The sequence below is a fragment of the Photorhabdus tasmaniensis genome (assembly GCF_011189505.1).
Taxonomy (GTDB): Bacteria; Pseudomonadota; Gammaproteobacteria; order Enterobacterales; family Enterobacteriaceae; genus Photorhabdus; species Photorhabdus tasmaniensis.
Window position 1 is genome coordinate 59,077 of the sequence record NZ_PUJU01000011.1, and the last position, 17,011, is coordinate 76,087.

At 44.8% G+C, this 17,011-nt stretch carries 16 protein-coding genes and 1 riboswitch; of the genes, 9 read left to right on the forward strand and 7 right to left on the reverse strand.

Annotated elements, in window-relative coordinates:
- Window positions 1–5 precede the first annotated feature (5 nt).
- From C5471_RS07050 to ubiK, 4 genes are all read right to left on the reverse strand, one after another.
- On the reverse strand, window positions 6–485 hold the full coding sequence (locus tag C5471_RS07050) for an Hcp family type VI secretion system effector (protein ID WP_133815514.1): 480 nt from the start codon (window positions 483–485) through the stop codon (window positions 6–8).
- 403 nt (window positions 486–888) lie between these two features.
- Window positions 889–1,674: a class I SAM-dependent methyltransferase gene (locus tag C5471_RS07055; RefSeq protein WP_133815513.1), complete on the reverse strand. Its 786-nt coding sequence runs from the start codon at window positions 1,672–1,674 to the stop codon at window positions 889–891.
- Complete coding sequence (locus C5471_RS07060; protein ID WP_242688611.1) at window positions 1,671–2,081, reverse strand: 3-isopropylmalate dehydratase small subunit; 411 nt, start codon at window positions 2,079–2,081, stop codon at window positions 1,671–1,673. Before C5471_RS07060 ends, C5471_RS07055 begins: the two co-directional genes overlap by 4 nt.
- A gap of 324 nt (window positions 2,082–2,405) precedes the next feature.
- Window positions 2,406–2,693 carry a ubiquinone biosynthesis accessory factor UbiK gene (gene ubiK, locus C5471_RS07065; RefSeq protein ID WP_133815512.1) on the reverse strand — a complete coding sequence of 96 codons (288 nt, stop codon included), beginning with the start codon at window positions 2,691–2,693 and terminating at the stop codon, window positions 2,406–2,408.
- Between the two features lie 136 nt (window positions 2,694–2,829).
- A riboswitch (FMN riboswitch) is annotated at window positions 2,830–3,007 on the forward strand.
- A 153-nt stretch (window positions 3,008–3,160) separates the two neighbouring features.
- On the opposite strand from ubiK, the gene ribB reads away from it, so the two are divergent.
- Together ribB and ygiD are read left to right on the forward strand one after the other, a co-directional pair.
- On the forward strand, window positions 3,161–3,814 hold the full coding sequence (ribB, locus tag C5471_RS07070) for a 3,4-dihydroxy-2-butanone-4-phosphate synthase (RefSeq protein WP_133815511.1): 654 nt from the start codon (window positions 3,161–3,163) through the stop codon (window positions 3,812–3,814).
- 195 nt (window positions 3,815–4,009) lie between these two features.
- Window positions 4,010–4,795: a 4,5-DOPA-extradiol-dioxygenase gene (gene ygiD / locus C5471_RS07075; RefSeq protein ID WP_133815510.1), complete on the forward strand. Its 786-nt coding sequence runs from the start codon at window positions 4,010–4,012 to the stop codon at window positions 4,793–4,795.
- Between the two features lie 376 nt (window positions 4,796–5,171).
- Here ygiD and C5471_RS07080 read toward each other — a convergent pair whose 3' ends face one another.
- Complete coding sequence (locus C5471_RS07080) at window positions 5,172–6,332, reverse strand: glutathionylspermidine synthase family protein (protein WP_133815509.1); 1,161 nt, start codon at window positions 6,330–6,332, stop codon at window positions 5,172–5,174.
- 6 nt (window positions 6,333–6,338) lie between these two features.
- Window positions 6,339–7,055: a DUF1190 family protein gene (locus C5471_RS07085; protein ID WP_133815508.1), complete on the reverse strand. Its 717-nt coding sequence runs from the start codon at window positions 7,053–7,055 to the stop codon at window positions 6,339–6,341.
- Between the two features lie 418 nt (window positions 7,056–7,473).
- Here C5471_RS07085 and C5471_RS07090 point away from each other — a divergent pair, with 418 nt between their 5' ends.
- A complete protein-coding gene (locus tag C5471_RS07090) occupies window positions 7,474–7,875 on the forward strand; it encodes a DUF2628 domain-containing protein (protein ID WP_133815507.1) in 402 nt (133 codons plus the stop codon).
- Window positions 7,876–7,994: 119 nt separating this feature from the next.
- Here C5471_RS07090 and tolC read toward each other — a convergent pair whose 3' ends face one another.
- On the reverse strand, window positions 7,995–9,386 hold the full coding sequence (gene tolC, locus C5471_RS07095) for an outer membrane channel protein TolC (RefSeq protein WP_166295743.1): 1,392 nt from the start codon (window positions 9,384–9,386) through the stop codon (window positions 7,995–7,997).
- Window positions 9,387–9,603: 217 nt separating this feature from the next.
- Between tolC and nudF the strand changes: the two genes are divergently transcribed.
- The 6 genes from nudF to C5471_RS07125 all read left to right on the forward strand — a co-directional run bounded on the left by nudF (window position 9,604) and on the right by C5471_RS07125 (window position 16,993).
- The gene (gene nudF, locus C5471_RS07100) at window positions 9,604–10,233 is read left to right on the forward strand and encodes an ADP-ribose diphosphatase (RefSeq protein ID WP_133815506.1); all 630 of its coding nucleotides are present in this window, start codon (window positions 9,604–9,606) and stop codon (window positions 10,231–10,233) included.
- Window positions 10,234–10,343: 110 nt separating this feature from the next.
- Window positions 10,344–11,183 (forward strand): 3',5'-cyclic-AMP phosphodiesterase, encoded by an 840-nt coding sequence (gene cpdA / locus C5471_RS07105; RefSeq protein WP_133815697.1) that lies wholly within the window; start codon window positions 10,344–10,346, stop codon window positions 11,181–11,183.
- 131 nt (window positions 11,184–11,314) lie between these two features.
- A complete protein-coding gene (gene yqiA, locus C5471_RS07110; RefSeq protein ID WP_133815505.1) occupies window positions 11,315–11,920 on the forward strand; it encodes an esterase YqiA in 606 nt (201 codons plus the stop codon).
- Window positions 11,921–11,992: 72 nt separating this feature from the next.
- A complete protein-coding gene (gene parE / locus C5471_RS07115) occupies window positions 11,993–13,888 on the forward strand; it encodes a DNA topoisomerase IV subunit B (RefSeq protein ID WP_133815504.1) in 1,896 nt (631 codons plus the stop codon).
- A gap of 43 nt (window positions 13,889–13,931) precedes the next feature.
- Window positions 13,932–16,193: a DNA topoisomerase IV subunit A gene (gene parC / locus C5471_RS07120; protein ID WP_133815503.1), complete on the forward strand. Its 2,262-nt coding sequence runs from the start codon at window positions 13,932–13,934 to the stop codon at window positions 16,191–16,193.
- A 56-nt stretch (window positions 16,194–16,249) separates the two neighbouring features.
- Window positions 16,250–16,993 carry a 1-acylglycerol-3-phosphate O-acyltransferase gene (locus C5471_RS07125; protein ID WP_133815502.1) on the forward strand — a complete coding sequence of 248 codons (744 nt, stop codon included), beginning with the start codon at window positions 16,250–16,252 and terminating at the stop codon, window positions 16,991–16,993.
- Window positions 16,994–17,011: the final 18 nt, after the last annotated feature.

The following is a 17,011-nucleotide window of genomic DNA, read 5'->3' on the forward strand; positions in this document are numbered from 1 at the left end:
TGTTTTTAATAAATTCGTTCATTCCATATGCTATAAGCTGATGTTCCGGCTGTTATATGATTCCATGTGATAGATTTATATTTTAGCTGTACTTTTTCATATGGCATTTTTTCATTATTGTTTATTGAATTTGGGTAAACACAAGATATATCAACAATTGTAGCTTCTATAATTTTTACTTCATAGAACAATTCCAATTGCCCTGCTTGACTTGTTCGGAGGAATATAAATTCGCCATTCAATAATTCGTTACAATCTATAGACATAGCCAATAATGGAGATGATTTATCTATTGGTTTTATGAATTGTATTGGGTGATGACTAACATTTTGATCTCTAGTTATCGAGTGGTCTAGACTCAATATCTGTATTTGGTCTTCGTGCCATTTTTGATACCGATTCCCTATAGAATCAAGTGTTGAACACCCTGCGGAGATTAAACCTTGCTTCTTGCCGTTTAAAGTTAAATAGATCATGTATGACATAAAGATTACCATCCTAGTTTTTTATTCAAATGATGTTAACTCAATAGATAGGGGTAGAATCAACAGTTACACTATGAACCGCCATTTGATGGAAAGCTAGTACTGGCGCAGGTTGACGCAAAACACTTGTTTTCCGGTGCCCACTCGCCAGAGCCTCATCTCGCACCGCCAAAAATACACGGTAAACCATGTCGGATACTTTTCTAACCGGAAACCTCATATTGGGAGTTTTCCGGTGGCAACATGGCGGCTGGTGACTCAACTGTTGGGTCTACCCTTAATATGAGGTTCGGTATTAATTCTTGTAAGCATAATTTAACATATTAAAAATAATATCTATAGTCGAATCCGCCCTTGATATCTTTCTCAGTTGGTATAGAGAAGCTGATCGCTATTTCTGACATTATTGGTTTCCAGAATTAACCTGCTTAACAACCATAAACAGTTGGCTTTCATATAAAATTGCCAATTTCCCCTCAAATTGATATTTATCCACCAGCATTTTTAATCTTTCAATAAATAACTCACCGTGGACAGCTAAAGCACGTTGCACTTGAGTCGATGAACGACTCATCCCGATAAATGCTTCGCCGGGAATAGGCATACTCCAGCAGGTATTGAGTGTAATATGGAGGACATTTTCATGCAGGAATGCAGTATTCAATTCCTGCACATAATCAAAATCCCGATAGTGACGGCTATAGTTAGGGCTTAATTCTTCCAGCAGATTTTCATACTCATTCAGAAATTCACTATGCCGGTAATCTCGGTTATTTTGCAGGATCGCTATGATGCCATTATCTGCCAGACTGTTTCTGACCAGATTTAATACCGTTGCTCGATCCATCCATTGAAAAGATTGTGCTGCTATGATCAGGTCAGGATTACCCACATTGGTTAGATGCTGTTCAGCACGGCCATGTAACCAACTGACCCATGGCAGTTTCTGTTTACCGGTGTCAATCATATCCTGCGAAATATCAATGGCAGTGCAGTGGTGTTGCTGACCAAGCAGATTTGCCAGCCCTTCGAGAGCAATGCCGGTTCCTGCACCAATATCGACAACAGACAGTGCCCTGTCTTTAGGCAGCCAGTGGCAAATTTCACGGAAAAGTGCCTGCGGGTAACGAGGGCGGTAGCGATCATAACTTTTAGCCAAACCATCAAATTTTTCTTTATGCTGTGTCATATTATCCTCTGCTCCTTCCCTTTGAGTGATGGGTTTTCGGGCAATTGATTAAGAATGTAATTGAGTCGTCCACCTGCGCGGACAACAACCAACATTTGTTCAGATGGTGGATAAAAATCCGCTAATGACGTTTCAGCGATAAAACGGCCTTCGTGAATTAAGCATTCAACAGCTAATCCTTCACGAAAACCTTTAATGTCGGCTTCAATCGCTAACAAGCCAAGATTCCATGCGTTGCGGAAAAAAATCCGCCCGAAAGCAGGAGCGATAACCATAGATATACCTACGGCTAACAAAGTGCTCACCGCCTGTTCCCTTGAACTGCCAATACCAAAAATATCATCACAGACAATGATATCTCCAGGTTGAAGTGTAGAGACAAACTCAGGAAACCGGTTTTCAAACAGATGAGTTTCGTTATCTGAATTTTATGACCATAAGATCACGATATTTATCCTATTAACATAAAAAAATGTGACATGCATCACAAAAATAGCCCATTAATCACTCCCCCTCGTATGGAATGAATAAACATCACCGGATGTTTTCGCCTAATTCGGGGGAAATTTGAAACGCCGAAAGCGTCAGGATATTAATCCGGTGTGTTAGAGCTGATGATATATAGCTTTGAGTGTTTCTATTTGAATTTGGTGACCGTTTTAACGATCACCTTTAATTGAATGGCAATGAGATAAAATGGTGTCGAGGTTAATTGGCAATTAACTGACTAATTACTCTTCCTTGACCGTGTTATCAGCAGATGGTGTATTTTTACCTTCAAGCTTTGCTTCAAGTTCACTTAAACGCTGTTCCATTGCTGTTAATTTCTCACGAGTACGGAGCAAAACTTGAGTTTGAATATCAAATTCTTCGCGGTTAACTAAATCAAGTTTGCCAAGCTGGGATTGCAAAATCATCCGTAATTTTTTCTCTATATCGTCACCAAACTCTTTAACTCCCTTTGGTAAGGAATCCTGGATCTGGCGGGCGATTTGTTCAATTTTTTTGGGATCGAGCATGATGCATCCTTCTTTATGACATAAATAATTCCCGATAGTGTAATACCAGATGGTAAAACCACAAACCATTGTGAGCCAGGTTTCACATCTGATTTTGTTGATTGCCCCCGGTAAATATTAGCGTTATAGTTTGCTGGCTTATCTCAGGGCGGGGTGAAAGTCCCCACCGGCGGTAAACATCAGGTCATCTTACGGGTGACTGGGTGAAGCCCGCGAGCGCTCCGTTTGTAGTTATCTTTATGATAAATCGGAGGTCAGCAGATCCAGTGTAATTCTGGAGCCGACGGTTATAGTCCGGATGGGAGAGAATAACGGCATCTGTCGGGCTTTTTGCCCGCCTGTTGTTCCGGCTATGGCATACGAACATTGTATTAATAACATTAATGTTGCGACCCAGTGTCATAGTGAGAACTCCTCAAGACTGCCCTGATTCTGGTAATCCATAAATTTTAATGAGGTTTTTTACCATGAATCAGACGCTACTTTCTGAATACGGCACATCATCAGAACGTGTTGAACGCGCGATTGACGCTTTACGTGATGGCGGCGGTGTGATGGTGCTGGATAATGAAGATCGTGAAAATGAAGGTGATATTATCTTTGCGGCCGAAACGATGACCGTAGAGCAAATGGCACTGACTATCCGTCATGGCAGCGGTATTGTCTGCTTGTGTCTGACCGAGGACAGCCGGCAGCAATTGCAATTGCCCATGATGGTGGAAAATAATTCCAGCTCGTTCCAGACGGCTTTTACTGTAACCATTGAGGCGGCTCAGGGGGTGACAACCGGCGTTTCTGCGGCTGATCGTATCACTACCATTCGTGCAGCAATTGCGGATCATGCGAAGCCCAGTGATTTGAACCGTCCGGGCCATGTTTTCCCACTGCGCGCTCAACCTGGCGGTGTTTTAGTCCGTCAAGGACATACTGAAGCAACGATTGATTTGGTCAGTTTGGCGGGTTTTAAGCCAGCAGGTGTATTGTGTGAATTGACCAATGATGACGGTTCAATGGCGCGTACTCCTGAAGTAGTGCAATTTGCGAAATTGCATCATATGCCGGTGGTAACCATTGAAGATTTGGTGGCTTATCGCCAGGCAGTAGATCTGAAAGCCAGTTGAAACGTAATTATCTGATAATTGGCTGAAATATCGGTTATAACGTACATGCATTTACCAAAACCACAGTTCGCACAAGCTGTGGTTTTCAGTTTTTTTGAATAACTCAATCACCTTTGGCACACTGTTTTACCGGTCTGAAAGGCGTAATCTCTCTACAAGTATTAAAATTATCTATATTTGGTATGGGAGATCATTATGAATATTTCCAGAATGCCAGCATTGTTTATTGGTCATGGTAGCCCAATGAATGTACTGGAAGAAAATCGTTATACCAACGCCTGGCGTGAGCTTGGCGAAAGACTGCCTGTCCCCAGAGCGATTTTGGTGATTTCTGCTCATTGGTACACCAATGGCACAGCGGTAACTGCCATGACTCAGCCGAAAACTATCCATGATTTTCGCGGTTTTCCACAGGAATTGCATGAAACTCAGTATCCGGCTAAGGGATTACCTGAGCTTGCCGCTTTAGTGCAGGAAATACTGGAACCTGTGGAGGTTTATGCCGATCACCATCAATGGGGATTAGATCACGGCACTTGGGGCATTCTGATTAAGATGTATCCTCAGGCCAATATTCCTGTGGTGCAGTTGAGTATTGATGATGCCAAACCCGCGACGTATCACTATGAATTGGGGAAAAAGCTGGCTGCTTTACGAAATGAAGGGGTGTTGATCCTGGGAAGCGGTAATGTGGTACACAATCTTCGTGCCATGAAGCGGCAAGAACTTAATGCTAAACCGTATCCTTGGGCAGAAACATTTAACCATTATGTACGTGATAACCTTACCAGTAATGAACAGCCTTATCCTTTGGTTCATGCATTGGACAGAGAAGATGGTCAGTTATCCAACCCATCTCCTGAACACTTTTTGCCATTGCTGTATGTCATGGGAACGTGGGATAGAAAAGAGGTGGTTTCTATTCCTGTAGATGGCATTGTATCCGGTTCACTGAGTATGTTGTCTGTGCAGGTTGGTTAAATAGTCAATTTTTGTGCTGTATTGTTAGCATGTGATTTACTGTATTGACAGGCAAAATGATAGATGCGCTCCAAATCATTTGGTGGCATAGTTATTGACCATTATAGCATCAATAACGGTCAGATTCTTTACTTTTTAAGGTTTAATAGCTGACCGATGAGACAGGGATTGTGTGAAAATGCATTGATGTTTCGTCACCAAAAATTTCATTGGTTTAATTATCTTTGTGTTATATAAAAAGGAATCGGTTTCGTGAGCAGCCTAATAGAATGAGGTGGTGGATTCACATGATAAGTGCAACGTTTTTTCATCGGATATTTAAGGGAGGAATTTTTGGCGTTTTTACTATCTTCCTCATTCCTCCCTTGTTTGGATATTAATCCAAAATAATGTGCGGATAGAAGCGGGATAGATCCTGGGTTATCAGTTCACGGTCTTCACGCAAACCAATACCACAAGGTTGATCATTGATCAGCCAGCTACCCATCAGCGTATAACTGTCACCGAATTTTGGCAGTGTATGGAATTGCTGAATGATCATGCCTTCTTTACCGTAAGGACCATCAGCACGGGCAATTTCCTGGCCATTCTCAATAATGCGAATATTTGCCCCTTCCCGTGAGAACAGCGGCTTAATAACATAGCTGTCCATTGCTGGATGGTTATCATCAGCAAAATAAGCGGGTAACAGGTTTGGGTGATTCGGAAACATTTTCCACAACATTGGCAGTAATGCTTTGTTAGAGATAATGCTTTTCCAGGCAGGTTCTAACCAGCGAACACCCGCATCTTCCAGTTTGGTGGCGAAAATCTCACGGAACATCATCTCCCAAGGGTAGAGTTTGAACAGATTGCTGATCACCTGGTCTTGCAGATCAGTAAACTGGCCTTTCTCACCCAGACCGATCTCTTCGATAAACAAGAATTCAGTCGGAACACCGGCTTCCTGCGCGCAATCCTGTAAGTACTGAATAGTACCGCGATCTTCTTGCGTATCTTGACAGCAGGTCATGTGCAGTAAGCCAAAACCCTGTTCATCACGCAACTGAGCAAAGCGTTCAATCAACTGCTCTTGCATGCTGTTGAATTGATCGGCATGGGCTGGCAGTAACCCAGCATTCATCTGATCTTCCAACCAGATCCATTGGAAAAAAGCAGATTCATACAGTGAAGTTGGCGTATCGGCATTATTTTCCAACAATTTTGCTGGGCTTTTACCATCGTAAGCCAAATCCAAACGGGAATAGAGTGACGGCTGGCTGGTAATCCAGGAACTGCGGACAAAATCCCAGCAATGTTTTGGGATCTGGAATTTAGTCAACAGCTCTTCACTATCGATGACTTTCTCTACTACCTGCAAACACATCTGATGCAGCTCGGCAGTGGTATTCTCGATTTCTTCAATTTGAGCAAGAGAAAACTGGTAATAAGCATCTTCACACCAGTATGGTTCACCATGCATGGTGTGAAAATTAAAGCCATATTCTGTCGCTTTCTCGCGCCAGTCCGGGCGCTCAGTAATCGCAATGCGTTTCATCCGTGATTAGCCCCCCATTGAACGTGAAGTAGAACTAGAAGAAGAACTACGTTGCATGGTTGACTGTTTTGCAACAGAGTTACCGAAGCCGCCACGGGTGATGGTTGTTGTCGTTGCCGGCTTTGGCGCCATAGCGGTTTTAGGCACTGTCATGGAACGGCCACCGGCAGTCGCAGGGCCATAGCTTTTGCCTGTCGCATCAACAAATTTACCGTTTGCCGGGCTGGTGGCTGATTTGGAGCTAAACAGCGGTTGTGAGGGTGCTGCACCGCCGCCCATCAGACGCCCCATCATAAAACCTGCCATCAGAGGCATCCAGATGCTGCCACTTTGCTGCGGTTGGGCTTGTGCATTGCTATTCGCTGTTGTGCTGGAGCCATCCGTGGTAGATGTGCTGCCAAGGCCCGCCTGTGCCGGAGCCTGAGTACATTGTGCTTCACCAAACTCAGCGATACAGTCTTCTTTGGTCGCATATTTAGGCGCTGTTTTTTCCGCTTCTTTCAACGCGTTGTTGTAAGTAAGGGTGCATTGTTCACTTTGTGATGGGTTTGTCTGAGAACAATCATCTGCATTCATGTAAAGAGAGACGGTTTCATCACTCTGTTCACAGGCAGATAACATAAAAACTGCACTGACAGCGATTGCCACAGGGGCAAGGCGATAGTGACGCCAAGCCTTACGGAATGCGTCGTGATTAATATTTTTGGTCCGTTTTATTGTCATAGTCGTATACCCAGATTTTAGGTGTCTGTGATTCTTTAATGAAATAGCTCTAAGGATAGGGGAAAGATGAACAAAATTAAAGCATAAACCTTCGAATTGATAACCTAATTTTTTGTCTGACAAAGCGGCTGCTGGATATTGATTATCTGGTATTCCGTTAAATCTGGTTTTAATGTTGTGAAATATTAAAAATCAGTGCTGTAATTGATATTTTGTGGTATTAATCCTGCCCGTATAAATTCCGGTAAATTAAGGATAATTAAACGAGTAACGTTATGGTGTAAGTGAATTTACTAATTACAGCATCTGCTGTTTTAGCGACAAAAAATAATCTCAGCAATATAATCTTAAATTAGTAACTAATCATTATTATATTATTGATGTTGTATTTTCTATTTTAATTAAGGAATTAAGTAGTATGGATAAAAGCCAATATTCGGAAAAATGGCAGGCGCGTTTTGCATTCTATGAACAATACGGTTCTCCTCAAGCACCTGAGCATAAAGCTGCCATGAAAGCAGAACCATTTAGGCGCCGTATCTTGTTGAACATGAATTTTATCGCCTTCTTTTTTGGTTTTATTTACTTCTTTGTTTTAGGGTTATGGCGGAAGAATCTGACCTTATTGGGCATCGCTGTTGTAGTGAGTACGCTATTAGTGATTATTGCAAGTGCTCTGAATCTTGAGATCTCTCAGGCTGTGAGTACGGGAGTTAACTGTGGTTTTGCGGCAATATGGGGAATGACGGCTAATTACGCTTATTATCTGAAAGAAACGGTGAATAGCCAGAGTTGGAATCCATTTGAAGGATTTTTCTGATTTATATATTTCCTGCATTAAGATAAATATCGCATTTTCTTTCAGAACAAGTTGTCGTTGGCAGGAAAAAACAGCCCGCTTTCTGGCGGGCTGTTATTAGTGAAGGTTGAAGAGCTGAATTAGTTACGGCCAGACGTTGCGGGTGCGTTTGTTTCCCGAACAATACTGCTGGCTGATGTTGAGATCTGTTTATCCAGCGTATTATTCAGAGCCGCTAAATCGTTCTCATTTAGCGTGCCAAGTGCGTGCTGAATGTTCAGTTGATTAATCAGATAATCATAGCGAGCGTTGGACAGTTTTTGTTTGGCATCGTACAACGTTGTCGTCGCATTCAGCACATCAACAATGGTACGTGTACCGACCTGATAACCCGCTTCCATTGCATCCAGTGAGCTTTGCGCGGAAACAACAACCTGCTTGTAGGCGTTGATACTGCTGATGGAGGCAGATATGTTGTTAAAAGAAGAACGGACAACCTGTACAACATTGCGATAGGTGCTTTCCAATTGTTCGCTGGCGCTGACAAAACCATATTGTGCCTGTTCAACACGGGAACTGGTCGCCCCACCGCTGTAAATGGGGAGGCTGAGTGTTAGACCAACACTGTTTTCGCCATTATAGGCATTGCCGGGTTTTCTATTTAGCTCATAGCCGGAGCCATGAGACTGGACGTTTGAAACGCCGGTAGAAGCGCTTAGATCAATTGTTGGCATATGACCAGTTTGTGCTGCTTTGATTTGCTCACGGGCCAGATCCTGACCTAAACGGGCAGATAACAGGCTTAGATTACGTTTCTCCGCCTCTTTCACCAGAATATCCACTGCTTCTGGTTTATGTGTTTTGAAGCGATCAATATTCAGCGAAGATAACAGAGGATAATAAGTACCGGTTACTTGACGCAGAGCTTCCAATGCATTATCCAGATCGTTGCGGCCGACCACTTCCTGAGCGAGTACGCTATCGTAGTTAGCCCGGGCGTTTTGCACATCAGTAATGGCGACCAGACCGACATTAAAGCGCTGAGTGATTTGATCCAACTGGCGGTAAACAGCCGCTTTTTGAGCTTCGATGTAGGAGAGTGAATCAATAGCACGCAGTACTTTGAAATAGGCCGTTGCACTATCCAAAATCAGTTTTTGTTCACTGCTCTGATAGCTAACGTCGGCAATACCCGCCGTTTTTTCTTGTAAGTTCAACTGACGCCATTTCGACATATCAAAAATGGTTTGAGTCAGCTTAAGCGACGCGCTCAAGGCATTGTTTTCTGTGTCACGCGTATCGCGGTAACCACTGTTATAGGTATATCCCGTATTTAATCCCAACTGAGGTAATAATGGACTACGGGATTCATTAATTTTTTCAAAAGCCGCATTACGCTCTGCCATTGATTTACGTAGTTCAGGATTACTTTCTTTTGCTTGCTTATAAACCTGCAAAAGATTTTCAGCCTGACTGACAGAGCTAAATCCCGCTAGGCTCATAGCGATAAAAAGGGAGAGCAGTTTCTTCATTTGCATTCCTTGTTGTGCAGCTATTTTGCTTGTTGCCTTGATGAAAAACGAAATATCACTGATTCTAGCAGAGTATGCTATCAGCTGAAGGTAGCCGTTTGTGCCATATTGCCTTAATTAAGCTTAACTTTACACCACCAAAGGATGAATTTTTTAACTCTGCTTGATTAATATCATTTGGTGACGAGTAAATTAAGAAAGTATTTAGGAGAATTTTGTGAATAAAAAACTGTCAATACCTGTCGTGCTGGATAAACAGGATGTGGAAATTATCGCGAAAAAGAGTTTGTATGAAGGATTCTTTAAACTGACAAATTATCGCTTCCGTCATCGTCTGTTTGCGGGTGGCTGGAGTGAAGAGGTCAGCCGTGAAGTTTTTGAACGGGGACATGCGGGAGCTCTGTTACCTTATGATCCGCGTCGGGATGAAGTTGTGCTGATAGAACAGATACGAATTCCGGCGATAGAAACTAAAGCAACGCCGTGGTTGCTGGAAATTATTGCCGGTATGATTGAAGAGGGCGAGGATGTGGAGCATGTGGTGCGCCGCGAAGCGGTGGAAGAGGCAGGAATTGAAGTTAAACGTTGTAAACCGGTATTGAGTTATCTCTCCAGCCCTGGAGGAACAACTGAACGCATCTCTGTCATGGTAGGTGAAGTGGATGCCACTACCGCCACCGGTATTCATGGATTGTCGGGTGAACATGAAGATATCCGAGTACATGTGGTCAGCCGTGAACAGGCTTATCAGTGGATGGAAGAGGGAATTATTGATAATGCCGCTTCAGTGATTGCGATACAATGGCTGGCATTGCACCATGAAAAGTTAAAAAAAGTGTGGAATTAAGATAATTCCTGATTTTTAACTGAGAAAAGGGAAGTGTGTGCCAGTCAGCAGATCTCTTGCGTTAAAACGGGTTATGATGCCCGCCAATGTTTATAGGACAAGGAAACCATTTGGAAAGCCAGTTTGAACTGCCTGTGGTAGAAGGAACCACAGCCAAAATATTGCAAATAACAGATACGCATCTTTTTGCCGGCAAAGAAGAGACTTTGTTGGGTATTAATACTTATCGCAGTTATCACGCGGTGCTGGATGCCATCCTCAAACAAAATGCTGATATTGATTTAATCGTTGCGACAGGTGATTTGGCACAGGATCAGTCGCTGGAAGCCTATTGGCATTTTGCAGCGGGTATTGCCCGTTTGCCTGCGCCTTGTGTCTGGTTGCCCGGTAATCATGATTACCAGCCTGCTATGGTGGATGCCTTGGCGGCTGCGGGCGTTTCTCCGTCGAAACAGATTTTGGTCGGTGAGCACTGGCAACTCCTGATGCTGGATAGTCAGGTACCGGGTGTTCCGCACGGAGAGCTGTCAGAATATCAGCTTGAATGGATGAAAAAGTGCCTGGATATGTATCCTGAACGTTACACGGTGATCCTGCTTCATCATCATCCATTACCATCGGGTTGCACCTGGCTGGATCAGCATAGTTTGCGTAATTCACACATCTTGGCTGAGTACCTGCAAGGTTATACCCGGGTTAAAGCGATGCTTTGTGGGCATATCCATCAGGAGATGGATATGGATTGGAATGGCATCCATATGATGGCGACACCATCAACAAGCGTGCAATTCAAGCCACACTGCACTAATTTTACGCTTGATACCGTCGCTCCGGGGTGGCGTTATCTCGAATTGTCTATTTCTGACCGTGGTGAATTTGGTTTGACAACTCAGGTCCACAGATTGGAGAGCAATGAATTCTGCCCTGATTTAGATTCGGATGGATACTAGGTTGTGGTTGTCTCCTTGTGCCGCTGTGTTACCCTCTGCTTATTGGGTCTGCCAAGCCTCACAATTTGTGGCTTATCGCACAGGAGCATAGCGGCCAGTGGTATTTACGCACAATTGAGGGATACAGCCTGATGTCAACATTACTTTATCTGCATGGTTTTAACAGTTCCCCGCAATCCGTAAAAGCAAATGCCCTGAAAAAGTGGCTGCATCAGCATCATCCTGAAATTGACATGCTGGTGCCTCAGTTACCGCCTTATCCTGAAGACGCAGCTGAATTGCTGGAAAATCTGGTGGTGGAACGTGCCGGTGATTTGGGTATTGTTGGCTCTTCTTTCGGCGGTTATCTGGCGATATGGCTTTCACAATGTTTCAGTTTGCCCGCAGTGGTTGTCAATCCGGCGGTTCGCCCGTTTGAGTTACTGCGCGATTATCTTGGGGAAAATATTAACCCCTATACCCATCAACGGTATATTTTGGAACAGCGACATATTCATGATCTCAAAATCATGCATATTGAACCGCTAGAGTCACCGGATCTTATCTGGTTGTTGCAGCAAACCGGGGATGAGGTGCTGGATTATCGTCAGGCTGTTGCCTATCTTGTATTATGTAAGCAAACTATTGAATCTGGTGGTAATCACACTTTTATCGGGTTTGAGCACTATTTCCCGCAAATCATCAACTTTCTTGGGTTTTCCAGTGATGGCGAGAAAAAACTTGCCAAAAATGTTTGAACGACTGGTATTATCAACAGTATACAAAACTGATTAGCCCTTTAATCAAGAAGCAACCGACAGAATTACAACATGACTCAATCTAGTTACAACGCAGATGCCATTGAAGTTCTCAGTGGTCTGGAGCCGGTTCGCCGTCGTCCGGGAATGTACACTGATACAACTCGTCCGAACCATTTGGCGCAAGAAGTGATCGATAACAGCGTGGATGAAGCTTTGGCGGGTCACGCTAAACATATTGAAGTGATCCTTCATAGCGATCAGTCACTGGCGGTCATTGATGATGGCCGTGGTATGCCGGTTGATATCCATCAGGAAGAAGGGGTTTCAGCGGTTGAACTGATCCTGAGCCGTTTACATGCCGGTGGTAAATTTTCTAATAAAAACTATCAGTTTTCCGGTGGTCTTCACGGTGTGGGGATCTCTGTGGTTAACGCGTTGTCCAAGCGGATTGAAGTCACCGTCCGCCGTGACAGCCAGGTTTATCAAATCGCTTTTGAGAATGGCGATAAAGTGCAGGAGCTGGTAGTGATCGGTAGTTGTGGTAAACGCAATACCGGTACCAGTGTTCACTTCTGGCCTGATGACAGTTTCTTTGACAGCCCGCGTTTCTCAGTTTCTCGTTTGACGCATCTGCTGAAAGCGAAAGCGGTTTTGTGTCCGGGGGTGGAAATTGTTTTTAAAGATAAAATCAACGATACCGAGCAAAAATGGTGTTATGCCGATGGTCTGACCGACTATCTGATGGCGGCGGTTAATGGCCTGATAACATTGCCGGAAACCCCTTTTGTCGGTACTTTCAGCGGTGAAACCGAAGCGGTTGACTGGGCGCTGCTCTGGTTGCCGGAAGGGGGAGAACTCCTGGCTGAAAGTTATGTGAACCTGATCCCGACGATGCAGGGGGGGACCCATGTAAACGGGTTGCGTCAGGGGTTACTGGATGCCATGCGTGAATTTTGTGAATTCCGCAATATCCTGCCACGTGGTGTGAAGCTTTCTGCTGATGATATTTGGGATCGCTGTGCTTACGTTCTGTCTGTAAAAATGCAGGACCCGCAATTTGCCGGTCAGACGAAAGAACGTCTCTCTTCCCGTAAATCCGCTGCCTTTGTTTCTGGTGTCGTCAAAGATGCTTTCAGCTTGTGGCTGAATCAGAATGTTCAGGAAGCCGAGCAATTGGCGGAATTGGCAATCGCCAGTGCACAGCGCAGAATGCGTGCCGCGAAAAAGGTTGTGCGTAAAAAACTGACCAGTGGCCCTGCGTTGCCGGGAAAATTAGCTGACTGTACATCACAGGATCTGAATCTCACTGAGTTATTTTTGGTGGAAGGGGATTCTGCGGGCGGCTCGGCGAAGCAGGCTCGTGATCGTGAATATCAGGCGATCATGCCGTTGAAAGGGAAAATTCTGAATACCTGGGAAGTCTCTTCGGATGAAGTGTTAGCGTCACAGGAAGTCCATGATATCTCAGTCGCTATTGGCATCGACCCGGATAGCAGTGATCTCAGCCAGTTACGCTATGGTAAAGTCTGTATTCTGGCGGATGCCGATTCGGATGGCTTGCATATTGCGACGCTGCTGTGTGCACTGTTTGTTCGCCACTTCCCAACATTGGTTAAGAATGGCCATGTTTATATGGCAATGCCGCCGTTATATCGTATCGATTTGGGTAAAGAAGTGTATTACGCACTGGATGAAGAGGAAAAGAGCGCGGTGCTGGATCGCCTGAGCCGCAAACGGGGTAAGCCTAACGTACAGCGCTTTAAAGGGTTGGGTGAGATGAACCCGCTGCAACTGCGTGAAACGACGTTAGACCCGAATACTCGCCGTCTGGTGCAATTGACTATCAATGATGAAAACTACCAGGAAACCTTCTCGGTGATGGATATGCTTCTGGCGAAGAAACGTTCAGAAGATCGCCGTAACTGGCTGCAAGATAAGGGTGACACTGTGGAAATTGAAGTGTAACGCCCACAGCGATAGTCAAAGAAGATTCTGAGGAAATTAACGAATGAGTGAGATAACTCACGATGGCGTGGAGCGTTTGCCGCTCCATTCATTTACTGAAAACGCTTATCTGAACTACTCCATGTACGTCATCATGGACAGGGCGCTGCCTTTTATCGGGGATGGTTTGAAACCGGTTCAGCGCCGTATTGTTTATGCCATGTCAGAGCTTGGGCTGAATAATACCGCTAAATTTAAGAAATCCGCCCGTACCGTAGGTGATGTATTGGGTAAATACCATCCACATGGTGATGGTGCTTGTTATGAAGCTATGGTGTTGATGGCGCAGCCATTTTCTTACCGTTATCCGCTGGTGGATGGACAAGGGAACTGGGGGGCACCGGATGATCCCAAATCTTTCGCCGCAATGCGTTATACCGAATCCCGTCTGTCCAAATACGCAGAGTTGCTGCTGACGGAATTGGGGCACGGCACCGTTGACTGGGTGCCAAACTTTGACGGCACGTTGCAAGAACCGAAAATGCTGCCAGCGCGTTTGCCTAATATTCTGCTGAATGGCACCACCGGTATTGCGGTTGGTATGGCGACAGACATTCCACCTCATAACGCTCGTGAAGTGGTCAATGCACTGGTAACGCTGCTGGATAAGCCACAAAGCTCCCTTGATGAGCTGATGGAACACGTTAAAGGGCCTGATTATCCGACCGAAGCGGAGATCATCACGTCGCCCGAAGATATTCGTAAAATTTATAAAAGTGGCCGCGGTTCGGTACGGATGCGTGCTGTTTGGTCAAAAGAAGATGGCAATGTGGTGATCACTGCGCTACCACATCAGGTTTCTGGCGCCAAAGTGCTAGAACAGATCGCCAACCAGATGCGGGCTAAAAAATTGCCTATGGTTGATGATTTACGTGATGAATCTGATCATGAAAACCCAACCCGCTTGGTGATTGTTCCGCGCACAAATCGGGTGGATTTGGAGCAGGTCATGAACCACCTGTTCGCGACAACCGATCTGGAAAAGAGTTATCGCGTCAACCTGAATATGATTGGATTGGATAACCGACCGAGGGTAAAAGGTTTGGTTGAAATCCTTTCCGAATGGCTAGTATTTCGCCGGGAAACGGTCCGTAAGCGTTTGAATCATCGTCTGGAAAAAGTCCTTAAACGCCTGCATGTGCTGGAAGGTTTACTGATCGCGTTTCTCAATATTGATGAAGTCATCCACATTATCCGTAGTGAAGATGAGCCAAAACCGGTGTTAATGGAACGTTTTGGTTTAAGTGAGACTCAGACAGAAGCCATTCTTGAGCTGAAATTACGCCACTTGGCAAAACTGGAAGAGGTGAAAATCCGTGGCGAACAGGATGCATTGGCAAAAGAGCGTGATAAGTTACAGGCAATTTTAGGTTCTGAGCGCAAGCTGAACACGTTATTGAAGAAAGAGATTATTGCTGATGCGGCGACTTATGGCGATGAACGTCGTTCCCCAATGAGAGAACGTGATGAAGCCAAGGCCATGAGTGAACACGACATCACACCTTGTGAGCCGGTGACCATCGTCTTGTCAGAGATGGGGTGGGTGCGCAGTGCAAAAGGTCATGATATCGATCCGGTTGGGTTGAATTACAAAGCAGGCGACAGCTTCCGTGGTGCGGCTCGTGGTAAGAGCAATCAGCCGGTGGTTTTTATTGATACAACCGGGCGTAGTTACTCTCTTGATCCACGGGATATGCCTTCTGCCAGAGGTCAAGGGGAGCCACTGACGGGTAAATTGATGCTGCCCGCAGGTGCAACCGTAGAACATGTACTGATGGCACCGGATGAACAGAAATTTTTGATGGCATCTGATGCCGGTTACGGTTTTATCTGTACCTTTAGTGATCTGGTAGCTAAAAACCGGGCCGGTAAAGCACTGATTACATTGCCGGAAAATGCGGGTGTCATGACGCCGCTGGAAATAAATAACGCGCAGGATGATATGCTACTGGCAATCACCAGCGCAGGTCGGATGTTAATGTTCCCGGTTGCGGATTTACCTCAGCTTTCCAAAGGGAAAGGAAATAAGATCATCTCTGTTCAGTCAGCGCCAGAAAATGATCTATTGAGTTGGTTATTGGTACTACCGCCACAATCGTCTATTACACTTTACTTTGGTAAACGTAAACTGACACTGCGTCCTGAAGATTTGCAGAAATTCCGTGCAGAGCGTGGGCGTAAAGGAACATCTCTACCTCGTGGGTTGCAACGTATTGAGCGGGTTCAGGTTGATACACCACCCTCTGCTATCGGTGTAACCAAATAGTAGGATTAAATGAAACTAACGGGCTTGAGTGAGGGCCCGTTAAACAAGAGGCGGCTATGTTAGCTATTATTCGTGGCATTATTGTTATTCTGTTTTCGATTGTAGTGTGTGTCTGTGGTGGTATTTACTGTTTATTTAAACCCCGTAATCCGGACCATGTCATGGTATTTGGTAATATGTTTGGTCGGTTGTCGAAAATATTTGGCATCAAAATAATTGAGCGTATTCCTGCTGACGCCAAAAATTATGGTCCGAGTATCTATATAGGCAATCATCAGAACAACTATGACATGATAACCATGTCCAATGCGGTTCAGCCGGGCACGGTGACGGTAGGTAAAAGAAGTCTGGTGTTGATCCCATTTTTTGGTCAGCTTTATTGGCTGACAGGTAATATCCTGATTGATAGAAATAACCGAGCTAAAGCACACGGCACTATTACTCAGGTTGTCGAGCAGATTCAAAAGCGCCGTATTTCTGTCTGGATGTTCCCGGAAGGAACGCGCAGCCGTGGCCGTGGCTTACTGCCGTTTAAAACGGGGGCTTTCCATGCTGCTATCTCTGCGGGAGTGCCGATTATCCCGGTCTGTGTCTCTTCCATCACGAATGGCAATATTAAGTTGAATCGCTGGAATAACAGCACCGTTATTGTGGAAATGTTGCCACCCATTGATACTTCTGGATATACCAAAGAACAAGTGCGTGAATTGGCAGAGTATTGTCATCAAATGATGAAAGACAAAATAGACGCGCTGGATGAGGAATTAGCTGCAATGAAAAAGCAGGGTAAATACTCATAATAAGTTATCTTGTTTGCC

Excerpts from the sequence above, each read along its gene's own strand:
- C5471_RS07050 (WP_133815514.1), bottom strand. The coding sequence starts at position 485 with ATGTCATACATGATCTATTTAACTTTAAACGGCAAGAAGCAAGGTTTA.
- C5471_RS07055 (WP_133815513.1), bottom strand. The coding sequence starts at position 1,674 with ATGACACAGCATAAAGAAAAATTTGATGGTTTGGCTAAAAGTTATGAT.
- ubiK (WP_133815512.1), bottom strand. The coding sequence starts at position 2,693 with ATGCTCGATCCCAAAAAAATTGAACAAATCGCCCGCCAGATCCAGGAT.
- ribB (WP_133815511.1), top strand. The coding sequence starts at position 3,161 with ATGAATCAGACGCTACTTTCTGAATACGGCACATCATCAGAACGTGTT.
- ygiD (WP_133815510.1), top strand. The coding sequence starts at position 4,010 with ATGAATATTTCCAGAATGCCAGCATTGTTTATTGGTCATGGTAGCCCA.
- C5471_RS07080 (WP_133815509.1), bottom strand. The coding sequence starts at position 6,332 with ATGAAACGCATTGCGATTACTGAGCGCCCGGACTGGCGCGAGAAAGCG.
- C5471_RS07085 (WP_133815508.1), bottom strand. The coding sequence starts at position 7,055 with ATGACAATAAAACGGACCAAAAATATTAATCACGACGCATTCCGTAAG.
- C5471_RS07090 (WP_133815507.1), top strand. The coding sequence starts at position 7,474 with ATGGATAAAAGCCAATATTCGGAAAAATGGCAGGCGCGTTTTGCATTC.
- tolC (WP_166295743.1), bottom strand. The coding sequence starts at position 9,386 with ATGAAGAAACTGCTCTCCCTTTTTATCGCTATGAGCCTAGCGGGATTT.
- yqiA (WP_133815505.1), top strand. The coding sequence starts at position 11,315 with ATGTCAACATTACTTTATCTGCATGGTTTTAACAGTTCCCCGCAATCC.
- parE (WP_133815504.1), top strand. The coding sequence starts at position 11,993 with ATGACTCAATCTAGTTACAACGCAGATGCCATTGAAGTTCTCAGTGGT.
- parC (WP_133815503.1), top strand. The coding sequence starts at position 13,932 with ATGAGTGAGATAACTCACGATGGCGTGGAGCGTTTGCCGCTCCATTCA.
- C5471_RS07125 (WP_133815502.1), top strand. The coding sequence starts at position 16,250 with ATGTTAGCTATTATTCGTGGCATTATTGTTATTCTGTTTTCGATTGTA.